We start from the raw sequence: 8383 nt of genomic DNA, 5'->3' as shown, positions 1-8383 counted from the left end.
AGTGAACCCGGAAGTGAGCCCGGAAGTGAGCACCGACGGCGCGGGCGCGCGCGGGGTGTCGCGGCGACGGGTGTTCGGCCTGGCGGGCGCGGGTGTCGCGACCGCCGGGCTGGGCGCGGCGGCGGGCGCGCTGGCCGTGCGCGCGGTGGAGGCGCTCCCGACCGGCGCGGCCCCGTCCGTAGCCGACCCGACGGCCGCCGTGCCGTTCCGGGGCGAGCACCAGGCCGGGATCGCCACCCCGGCGCAGGACCGGATGCACTTCGTGGCGTTCGACGTCACCACCACCGACCGGGAGGCGCTGGTCGGCCTGCTGCGGGACTGGACCGCCGCCGCCGAGCGGATGACCTCCGGGTTGGAGGCGGCCGAGGGCGGCGCGGTCGGCGGGTCGCCGCAGGCGCCGCCCGCCGACACCGGCGAGGCGCTGGACCTGCCCGCGTCGGCGCTCACCCTGACGATCGGCTTCGGCCCGTCCCTGTTCGACGGCCGGTTCGGGCTGGCGGACCGGCGGCCGGAGGCGCTGGTGGACCTGCCGAGGTTCAAGGGCGACGCGCTGGACCCGGCCAGGTCCGGCGGCGACCTGTGTGTGCAGGCGTGCGCGAACGACCCGCAGGTCGCGGTGCACGCGGTGCGGAACCTGGCGCGGATCGGGTTCGGCCGGGCGGCGGTGCGCTGGTCGCAACTGGGGTTCGGGCGCACCTCGTCCACGTCGACCGCGCAGGCGACCCCGCGCAACCTGTTCGGCTTCAAGGACGGCACGAACAACCTGAAGGCCGAGGACCCGGCGGCGCTGGAGCGGCACGTGTGGGTCGGGGAAGGCGACGGTCCGGCGTGGATGACCGGAGGCACCTACCTGGTGGCGCGGCGGATCCGGATGCACGTGGAGACCTGGGACCGCGCCCCGCTGGCCGAGCAGGAGGCGATCACCGGGCGGCACAAGGGAAGTGGCGCGCCGCTGGGGCAGCGCGACGAGTTCGACCCGGTGGACACCTCGGTGCTCGGGGCGGACGGGGCGCCGGTGGTGCCGGTGAACTCGCACGTGCGGTTGGCGTCGGAGAACCTGGGCGGGGCGCGCATCCTGCGGCGGGGGTACAACTTCACCGACGGCAGCGACGGCTTCGGACACCTGGACGCCGGGTTGTTCTTCGTGTGCTTCAACCGGGACAGCCGGAGCCAGTTCATCCCGGTGCAGCGGGTGCTGGCGGGCGCCGATCCGATGGTGGAGTACCTGGAGCACAACGGTTCCGCGCACTTCGCGGTGCCGCCGGGGGTGCGGGAGGGCGAGTTCTGGGGCCAGGCGCTGTTCGACTGACCCGAGGTGTCCCCCGCGCGGGTTCCCTCGCACGGCAGCCACGGATGGTCCGGTGCAACCGCTCCGAGTACCATCCGCACCGTGACCGAGGCCACGCGCGGGGACACCACCGGTGGGCAGGCCCGCCGCCGACCGGGCGCGCTGGCGGCGGAGGTCCTGCACGCCCTCGTGGAGGCGGGGAAAGCGCTCACCCCCGCCGAGGTCCTGGAGCGGCTGGCCCCGACGGGCGCGCGCTCGTACAGCGCGGTGGTGACGACGTTGACGCGGCTGCACGGGAAGAGCGCGGTGACGCGGGTCAAGGACGGCCGCGCCTACCGCTACTCGGCGACCGCCGACCCGTCCGCGCTGGTGGCCTGGCGCATGGCCCGCCTGCTGGAGGCGGAGGCGGACCACGCGCCGGTGCTGACCCGGTTCGTGCGCGGGCTCAGCGAGGACGACGAGGCGGTGCTGCGCAGGCTGCTGGCGGACGGTGGGGCCTGACCGCTTGAGGCGGGTGAAGCAGCACTCGACCACGCTGTGCGGCTTGCAGGGGTCGGGGTCGAAGGCCGGTGGCCTGCCGCCGACCGAGCCCTTGGCCCTGCGGCGGGCGATCCGGTCGACACGTTCCGGGATGGCGGCCTTGATCGGCCGCCGCCGTAACGCGGTGCGGGCGCTCGGATGGGCGTGGGCGTTGTCGGCGATCACCCGTCCCACCCGCACCCGCCGCCCGTCCACGGCGATGTCGTGGATGCCGTCGAGCAGCGGTGGCGGTTGCGGGTTGTCGCCGGCCCTGGCCGGGCGTGAGGATCACCGTCGGCGGCAGACCCGCCGAGTCGACGGCCGGGTGCAGCTCGTCCGTCAGCTCACTACGTCCGACCACCCACCACCACCACGATCACGAGAAAGATCCGCAGGACACGCCTAGTCCCCCGAACCCGCGCGGCGGCGGCGAAACCCTTGCGGCGCCCGGACCCTCACCCCGTCCGTCGCTGCCGGTACGCCTTCGTCTTGGTCCGGTTGCCGCACACCGCCATCGAGCACCACCGCCCGCCGCCGTTGCGGGAGGTGTCGTAGAACGCCCACCGGCAGTCCGGGGCCGCGCACAGCCGCACCCGCCGCCACCGCCCGTCGCCGACGGCCGCCACCACGAGGTCCAGCAGCGCGTCCACGCCCGGCGCCACCGGTTCCGCCGCGACGCGCAGGTTCCCCTCGCCGTCCGGGACGAGCCGGAGCGGGAACGCGAGCGGCGTGGTGGCAGGCTCCGCCAGCGAGCGGCGCAGCGCGGCGCGCAGCTCCCGCGCCGCCGCCAGGTGCGCGGCGCTCGGGCGGGTCCCCTCGGGCACGAGGCCGTGGCGCGCCAACCAGCGCGCGAGCGCCGCCTCGTCGGTCAGCTCGTCCGTCGGCGCGTGCGCCTCCCCGTGCCTGCTGAACGTCCGCTCGTCGAGCGTGTTGAGGAACGCCTCGACCACGTGCACCCGATCTTCCACGACACCATCGTAGCTCCCCACTGGTGTCCCAGCGACACCGGTGTTACGTTTTACCGGTGTCGAATCACCCGGTTCTCTCCGTGTCCGACGACGACCTGGCAGACCTGCGCGACCGGCTCCGCCGCACCCGCTGGGCCGCGCGCTGGCCCACCCCCGCCTGGGAGGCGGGCACCGACCCCGACGAGCTGGAGCGGTTGGCCCGCCACTGGGCGGACGGCTACGACTGGCGCGCCCGCGAGGCCGAGATCAACGCCCTCCCGTCGCACTTCGCCGAGGTCGACGGCGTCCGGCTGCACTACCTGCGCTACGACGGCGCGGGCGACGCGCTGCCGCTCGTGCTCACCAACGGCTGGCCGAGCACCTTCTACGAGCTGGTCGGACTCGCGGAGCGCTTGGCCGCCAGGGGTTTCACCACGATCGTCCCCTCACTGCCCGGCTACCCGCTCTCCGCGCCCCGGCCGTCGCTCACCTCCACCCCCACCCACGAGCTGTGGCACCGGCTGATGCGCGAGGAGCTGGGCTTCGCCCGCTACGGCGCGCACGGCGGCGACCTCGGCGCGGGCGTGTCGACGCTGCTCGCCAAGGCGCACCCCGAGTCCGTGGCCGGGCTGCACCTGATGGCCGTCGCCCCGCCCGCCCGGCACGACGCCGGGCCGCTGACCGACGCCGAGCGCGCGCACGCCGGGCGGGCGCGGACGTGGTGGGACGAGGAGGGCGCGTACGAGCACCAGCACCGGACCCGCCCGCTCACGCTCGCGCCCGCGCTGTCCGACTCGCCGGTCGGCCTGCTGTCGTGGGTCCTGGAGAAGTACCGCGCGTGGAGCCACACCGGGCTGCGCGCGCACAGCGACGACTTCCTGCTCACCCAGGCGTCCCTGTACTGGTTCACGAACTCGATCGGGACGTCGCTGCGGCCGTACTACGAGCACGGTCGCGCGCCGGAGCCCGAGGCCGACCGGGTGGAGGCGCCGACCGCCGTGGCGCTGTTCCCCGGCGACCTGGCGACCCCGCCGAGGGAGTGGGCGGAGCGGACCTACCGGGTCGTGCGGTGGACCGAGCTGCCGCGCGGGGGCCACTTCGCGCCGGTCGAGGAGCCGGAGCTGCTGGCCGATGACCTGGCGGGGTTCTTCGGCGACCTGCGCTGATCCCCGAAAGCGCTGTGCCGCGCCAAAGTGGTCGGGCGCGGCCCCCGAGAGGACCGCGCCCGCCCACCGGCTCTGCGCGCCCTACTCGCCGTCCGCCACCGCGCCGTCCGCCACCGAGTGGTGCCGACCGATCGGCAGCATGAGCGGCTTGCCGGAGACCGGGTCGGTGATCACGCGGCAGTCCAGGCCGAACGTCGCGCGCACGCCCTCCTCCGTCAGCACCTCCGCCGCCGGACCAGCCGAGTGCAGCGCGCCGTCGGCCAGGGCGATCAGGTGGTCCGCGTAGCGGGCGGCGAGGTTGAGGTCGTGCAGGACCATCACGATCGTCGTGCCGCGCGCGCGGTTCAGGTCGGTCAGCAGGTCCAGGACCTCCACCTGGGGGCTCACGTCCAGGAACGTCGTGGGCTCGTCCAGCAGCAGCAGATCGGTCTGCTGGGCCAGGACCATCGCGATCCACACCCGCTGCCGCTGCCCGCCGGACAGCTCGTCGACCGAGCGCTCGGCCAGGTCGGCGGTGGAGGTGGCGTCGAGGGCCGCGGCCACCGCGACGTCGTCCTCCTTGCTCCAGCGGGACATGATGCCCTGGTGCGGGTGCCTGCCCCGGCCGACCAGGTCGGTCACGGTGATGCCCTCGGGGGCGATCGGCGCCTGCGGCAGCAGGCCCATGACCCGCGCCAGCTCCTTCGCGGGCGTCTTGTGCACGAGCTTGCCGTCGAGCAGGACCCGGCCGCCCTTGGGGGCGAGCAGCCGGGACATCGACCGCAGGAGCGTGGACTTGCCGCACGCGTTGGCCCCGACGATCACGGTGATCCTGCCGGGCGGGATCTCCAGGTCGAGCCCGCTGATGACCGTCCGGTCCCCGTAGCCGATGGTCAGGTCCTCGACCGCGAGGGTGTGGGTGGTGGTCACAGCGAGCCTCCGGCTCGGTTGGTGCGGATGATGAGGTAGATCAGGTACGGGGCGCCGAGGACGCCGGTGACGACGCCGACCGGGTAGCGGGCGGGCAGCAGGTACTGGCCGCTGTAGTCGGCCACCAGCACCAGCAGCGAGCCGACGAGCATCGCGGGCACCAGGAGCGACCCGCCGGGGCCGACCAGCCTGGCCGCGATGGGCCCGGCCAGGAACGCGACGAACGCGATCGGGCCGCAGGCGGCGGTGGCGAAGGCGATCAGGCCGACCGAGGCGATGACGACGGTGAGCCGGACCAGCTCCACGCGCACGCCCAGCGCGCCCGCCGCGTCCTCGCCCAGCTGCATCGCGCCCAGCCGCCGGGTCTGCGCCAGCAGCAGCGGCACGAGCACGACCGAGGCGAGCAGCACGGGCAGGACGTCGGTCCACGACGAGCCGTTGAGGCTGCCGGTCAACCAGACCAGGGCTTCCTGCAGGTCCCACTCGCCCGCGCTGGTGAGGATCCAGTCGATGGCGCTGTGCAGCATGGCGGCGGTGCCGATGCCGATCAGGACCAGCCGGGTGCCCGCGCCGCCGGACTTGAACGCCAGCAGGTACACCAGCAGCGCGATGAGCAGGCCGGCGACGATCGCGAACGCGGCGACGGTGGCGCCGGACAGGCCCAGCACGACGATCGCGAACGCGGCGGCGGCCGAGGCGCCCGCGCTGATGCCGATGATGTCGGGGCTGGCCAGGGGGTTGCGCAGCATGGTCTGGAAGGACACGCCGCCGAGCCCGAAGCACAGGCCCGCCAGGGTGGCCAGGGCGGTGCGGGGCAGGCGGAGCCTGCCGACGGTGAACGAGGCGCCGGGCACCTGCTCGCCGAGGACGACCGCGAGGACGTCGGACGGCGGGTAGTACCGCTGGCCGAACATCAGCGACACGGCGATCATCACCAGGATGAGCGCGGTGAGCACGGCGATGACGATCCGCCTGCGGCGGGCGTTGCGGCGGCGGGTTCGGGTGACCGCGTCCAGTGTGGACGGCGCGGCGGCGGCGACGGCGCCGAGCGCGGCGTCGCGGTGGGCGGCGCGGGTGGCGGTGTCGGTCACAGCGATCGGACCTTCTGTCGGCGGACTACCCAGATGAAGAACGGCGCGCCGATCAGCGCGGTGATGATGCCGACGTCGATCTCCTCGGGCCGGGTGACCACGCGGCCGACGACGTCGGCGGTGGTGAGCAGCGCGGCCCCGCCGAGCGCGGAGAGCGGCAGCAGCCAGCGGTGGTCCGGGCCGACGAGGAGCCTGCACAGGTGCGGCAGGACCAGGCCGACGAACCCGATCGGGCCCGCGGCGGCGGTGGCCGCGCCGCACAGCACGACCGCGCCGACGGAGGCGAGGGTGCGGGTGAGCAGCACGCGCTCGCCGAGCCCGGCGGCGCCGTCGTCGCCCAGCGCCAGGGAGTTCAGGCCGCGCGCGGTGGCCAGGCACAGCAGCAGGCCGACGACCAGGAACGGCAGCACCGTGGCGATGCCCTCGTAGGAGCCGCCGCCGACGCCGCCGATCTGCCAGGAGCGGAACGTGGCGGAGATGTCGTTGCGGGACCGCACTACCGCGCTGATCCGGGTGTTGAGCGCGGCCGACGACACGGCGCCCGCGAGCGCGAGCTTGAGCGGCGTGGGGCCGCCCCGGCCCAGCGAGCCGATGGTGTGGACGAGCACGGCGGTGACGGCCGCGCCGAGGATGGCCACCCAGATGTGGGCGGAGGCCTTGACCAGGCCGAAGGAGGTCATGCCGACCGCGATGGCCAGCGAGGCCCCGGAGTTGACGCCGAGGATTCCGGGGTCCGCCAACGGGTTGCGGGTCACGCCCTGCATGACCGCGCCGGAGATGCCGAGCGCGGCGCCGACGACGACGGCGAGCAGGGTGCGGGGCACGCGCTTGGCGACGGCGGCCTGCGCCAGGGTGTCCTGGGAGCCGCCCAGGCCCGCGAGGACGTCGTCGAAGCCGATGTCGCGGGCGCCGAGCACGACCGAGGCGAGCGCGGCGGCGGCCAGGACGACGATCAGCGCGACCAGCCAGGTGAGCCGGACACGAGCAGGGTGCCGCCTCTCGGCGGCACCCTGGTCGGACCGGTGGGTCGCGGTGGTCACTTCACCTTGTCGGCGGCAGCGGCGATCTTGCCCGCGTACTCGTCGAGCACCCACGACACGGACATCGGCGTGGGGTTGGCGGCGGTGCCCGCGGGGCCGCTGCCGGAGAGCATCACGACGGCGCCGTTGGCGACGGCCGGGAGCTTGGACATCAGCGGGTCGGCCTGGAGCGCGGCCAGGACGGTGTCGTCGCCGTAGCCGATGATGATGTCGACGTCGTTGAACACGTCGATCTGCTCGGTGCTCTGCTTGAGCGAGAACTTGTCGGTGGTGGCCGACAGGTCCGCGATGGACTTCGGGTGGGTCATGCCCAGGTCCTCGAAGAACATGGCGCGGGTGTCGTGCGTGGTGTAGAAGCCGATCTGGCTCAGGTTGGTGGTGTCGAAGTGCGTCATGAACATCGCCGACTTGCCGACCAGCTGCGGGTGCTTGGCCTTGGCGTCGGTGATCTGCTTCTCGATGTCCGAGATGAGCTTCTTGCCGTCGTCGGCGCGGCCCATGGCCTTGCTGCTGAGCTCGATGCTCTCGCGCCACGGGGTGGCCCACGCGGTCTTCGGGTAGGCGACGACCGGCGCGATGTCGCTGAGGGTCTTGTAGTCCTCGGCGGTCAGGCCCGAGTACGGGGCCAGGATGACGTCGGGCTTGGTGTTGGCCACGCCCTCGAAGTCGATGCCGTCGGTCTCGTCGAACAGGACCGGGGCCTCGCCGCCGAGCTCCTTGAGCTTCTCGGACACCCAGGGCAGGACGCCGTCACCGTCGTCGTCGCCGAAGTTGGCCTTGGCCATGCCCACGGGCACGACGCCCAGCGCGAGCGGCACCTCCTGGTTGGCCCAGTTGACCGTGGCGATGCGCTCGGGCTTGGCCTCGATCGTGGTCTTGCCGAGGGCGTGCTCGATGGTGATCGGGAACGCGCCGGTGTCCCCGGCCGGCTGCGAGCCGGAAGCGGCGGTGTCGGACCCACCACCGGAGGAGCAGGCGGTGAGGACGATCGCTGCGGCGGCGGCGATGGCGCCGGCTCGCAGGCGGTGTGTGCGCACGGGGGGACCCTTCTCGAAAGCAGCGTGAGCGGCGCCCCGGCCGGTTCGCGGGCGTGGCGCCACCGGGCGGTCACGACGCTGCGCGACCCCCCGAAAGTATGCTTAGCCTAACCTCATGAACTACCCCGAGATCAAGCCGAGAGGGCGCTTCGGCCGTGTGATCTGAGTCGGACATCGCCGACCAGCGTGATGAAACGGGCGCCAGGGGTCACGGCGCGGAGGTGCGCCGACGTCACTCGCCGTGGTGGCCGACCGGAGCATAGACGTTCGGGCGGCGAACGGTCCGCACGGGCGTCGCGGCAGGCTTTCCAGGGGGCTCGTGAGGGGTCTCCCCGACCCCGGACACGCCGGGTCCCCGGGGCGGCGGTGGCGCGCCGGGGCCACCG

Annotated in this window: 8 protein-coding genes; 3 read left to right on the top strand and 5 right to left on the bottom strand. The window is 73.9% G+C overall.

Annotated features, from left to right (window positions below; all coding sequences use genetic code 11):
- Position 1: 1 nt before the first annotated feature.
- On the top strand, positions 2-1309 hold the full coding sequence (gene efeB, locus ACTUAL_RS12555; protein ID WP_440900358.1) for an iron uptake transporter deferrochelatase/peroxidase subunit: 1308 nt from the start codon (positions 2-4) through the stop codon (positions 1307-1309).
- Positions 1310-1390: 81 nt separating this feature from the next.
- Positions 1391-1789 (top strand): BlaI/MecI/CopY family transcriptional regulator, encoded by a 399-nt coding sequence (locus ACTUAL_RS12550; RefSeq protein ID WP_096495372.1) that lies wholly within the window; start codon positions 1391-1393, stop codon positions 1787-1789.
- A gap of 473 nt (positions 1790-2262) precedes the next feature.
- On the opposite strand, the gene ACTUAL_RS12545 is transcribed toward ACTUAL_RS12550, so the two are convergent.
- Positions 2263-2775, bottom strand: coding sequence for a CGNR zinc finger domain-containing protein (locus ACTUAL_RS12545; RefSeq protein WP_440900357.1), 513 nt, complete (start codon positions 2773-2775; stop codon positions 2263-2265).
- A gap of 80 nt (positions 2776-2855) precedes the next feature.
- On the opposite strand from ACTUAL_RS12545, the gene ACTUAL_RS12540 reads away from it, so the two are divergent.
- Complete coding sequence (locus tag ACTUAL_RS12540; RefSeq protein ID WP_440900356.1) at positions 2856-3920, top strand: epoxide hydrolase family protein; 1065 nt, start codon at positions 2856-2858, stop codon at positions 3918-3920.
- Positions 3921-4001: 81 nt separating this feature from the next.
- Here the strand turns inward: ACTUAL_RS12540 and ACTUAL_RS12535 are convergent, their stop codons facing one another.
- From ACTUAL_RS12535 to ACTUAL_RS12520, 4 genes are read right to left on the bottom strand one after another with little or no spacing between them, the layout of a single operon-like run.
- On the bottom strand, positions 4002-4829 hold the full coding sequence (locus ACTUAL_RS12535; RefSeq protein WP_440900355.1) for an ABC transporter ATP-binding protein: 828 nt from the start codon (positions 4827-4829) through the stop codon (positions 4002-4004).
- Positions 4826-5920 (bottom strand): FecCD family ABC transporter permease, encoded by a 1095-nt coding sequence (locus ACTUAL_RS12530; RefSeq protein ID WP_440900354.1) that lies wholly within the window; start codon positions 5918-5920, stop codon positions 4826-4828. Before ACTUAL_RS12530 ends, ACTUAL_RS12535 begins: the two co-directional genes overlap by 4 nt.
- Entirely contained in the window at positions 5917-6960 is a 1044-nt protein-coding gene (locus tag ACTUAL_RS12525) for a FecCD family ABC transporter permease (RefSeq protein ID WP_440900353.1), read from the bottom strand. The genes ACTUAL_RS12530 and ACTUAL_RS12525 overlap by 4 nt, the downstream gene beginning before the upstream one ends.
- On the bottom strand, positions 6957-7997 hold the full coding sequence (locus ACTUAL_RS12520) for an iron-siderophore ABC transporter substrate-binding protein (protein ID WP_440900352.1): 1041 nt from the start codon (positions 7995-7997) through the stop codon (positions 6957-6959). Before ACTUAL_RS12520 ends, ACTUAL_RS12525 begins: the two co-directional genes overlap by 4 nt.
- Between the last annotated feature and the right edge of the window lie 386 nt (positions 7998-8383).

The organism is Actinosynnema sp., from assembly GCF_052038725.1.
Note: the sequence above shows the minus strand (reverse complement) of the source record. Positions and strands in the feature narration are given on the sequence as shown.